At 60.4% G+C, this 1977-nt stretch carries 1 protein-coding gene; it reads left to right on the top strand.

What is annotated here, in order from left to right:
• Positions 1-57: 57 nt before the first annotated feature.
• Positions 58-1977: type I polyketide synthase (locus tag Q0478_RS02035; protein ID WP_298675699.1), on the top strand; the 1920-nt coding region annotated here is incomplete at its 3' end.

Here is a 1977-nt window from a genome sequence, read left to right as displayed (position 1 = left end):
TCACCTCAATTTTATGAGCTAGCCCTTGGGAAGGCAGGGCCTTGGGGATCATGTGGAATGTCCGGTACGACGACACCGTTTGAAACAGACGAAAACGACATTGCCATCATCGGCATGGCGGCGCATGTGCCGGGCGCGGCGACGCTTGGGCAGTTCTGGGCCAATTTGCGTGACGGAAGCTGCGCCATCCGTCGCCTCTCGCCCGAAGAGCTCAAGGAGGCGGGTGTGCCAGATGCGCTGCGGCTGCGCCCTGACTATGTGCCTTTTGGCGCGCGGTTGGAAAAATTCGAGTATTTCGATGGCGGCTTTTTCGGATTTTCCCCGAAGGAAAGCGCCATTCTGGACCCGCAGCATCGCCAGTTTTTGGAAGTTGCCTGGGAGGCCTTTGAAAACGCCGGTTATCCGCCCGAGCAGGTTGCCGGGCCTGTTGGCGTTTTTGCGGGCTGCGGCATGGGCAGTTATTTTTATGTCAACATCTGCTCCAACCCCGATCTTCTGGCCGAGACCGGGCTGTTTCTCTTGCGCCACACGGGCAATGACAAAGATTTCCTGAGCACCCGTGTCAGCCATGTTTTTGATCTCAAAGGCCCCTCGCTTTCGTTGCAGACCGCCTGCTCCACCTCGCTTGTTGCGACCCATTATGCGGCGCAATCTTTGTTGACAGGCGAATGTGATCTGGCGCTGGCGGGCGGGGTGACAATAGAACTGCCCCAAGGGCAGGGCTATCTTTACAAGGAGGGCGAAATTCTGTCCCCTGATGGCCAATGTCACGCGTTTGACCACCGCGCGCGCGGCACGGTTTTTGGCTCGGGCGCAGGCGTTGTGGTGCTCAAGCGCATGGCAGATGCGCTGCGCGACAATGATCATATCTGGGCCGTGATCAAAGGGTCGGCTGTCAACAATGATGGCGCCGCGAAAGCGGGCTATCTGGCACCATCTGTGGATGGGCAGGCCGCAGCGATAGCCGAGGCGCAGGCCGTGGCCGGCGTCGGTGCTAACACGATTGACTATGTCGAGTGCCACGGCACGGGCACCTATCTGGGCGATCCGATCGAGGTCGCGGCGCTCACTGAGGCCTTTTCAAAGACCACAGATGAAACCGGCTTTTGCCGGATCGGATCGCTCAAAACCAACATCGGCCATCTGGATACGGCCGCAGGGGTTGCCAGCCTGATCAAGACCAGCCTCGCGCTCAAGGCGGGGCAGATTCCGCCCTCGCTGGGCTTTGAAGCGCCCAATCCGGCAATTGCCTTTGAAACCTCGCCCTTTGTCGTCAATCACAGGTTGCAAGACTGGGTCAGCCATAAGGGGCCGCGGCGTGCGGGGGTCAATGCGCTCGGCGTGGGCGGCACCAATGCCCATCTGGTGTTGGAGGAGGCCCCGCCGCGCGCGCCGGGCACCCCAAGTGATTGGCCTTTTCAGATCCTGTGTCTCTCTGCCCGCTCGAGGCCAGCACTTGAGGCCAACACCCGTGCCATGGCCACATATCTGGCCGATGATCCCAAAGAGGAGCTGGCCGATATCGCCTTTACGCTCAAACAGGGCCGGCGCGCTTTTGAGCACCGCCGGGTGATCGTGGCGGAGAGCCATGAAGAGGCCAGCGCGCTCTGGAATGCGCCAGATGGGCCACATTGTTTCACCCATCAGGCCATGGCCAATCCGGACATCGTTTTCATGTTTCCCGGAGGAGGCGCGCAATATTGCGATATGGCGCGCGATCTTTATGAGACAGAACCGGTCTTTGCCGAATGGATGGATCGTGGCCTGGCCTGCCTTCAGCCGCGGCTTGAGTATGATCTGCGCGCGCTCTGGTTGCCAACGCCCGAGGCGCGCGCGGCGGCCGCGCAAAAGCTCAAAACCCCCTCGGTCCAACTGCCGCTGATCATGATGGTTGAATATGCGCTGGCCCAGCTCTGGATGAGCTGGGGGGTGCAGCCTGACCGCTTGGTGGGCCATTCCATGGGTGAAAACACGGCA

This window comes from uncultured Lentibacter sp. (assembly GCF_937123735.1).
GTDB lineage: Bacteria > Pseudomonadota > Alphaproteobacteria > Rhodobacterales > Rhodobacteraceae > Lentibacter.
This window is presented reverse-complemented; position numbering and strand designations above follow the sequence as displayed.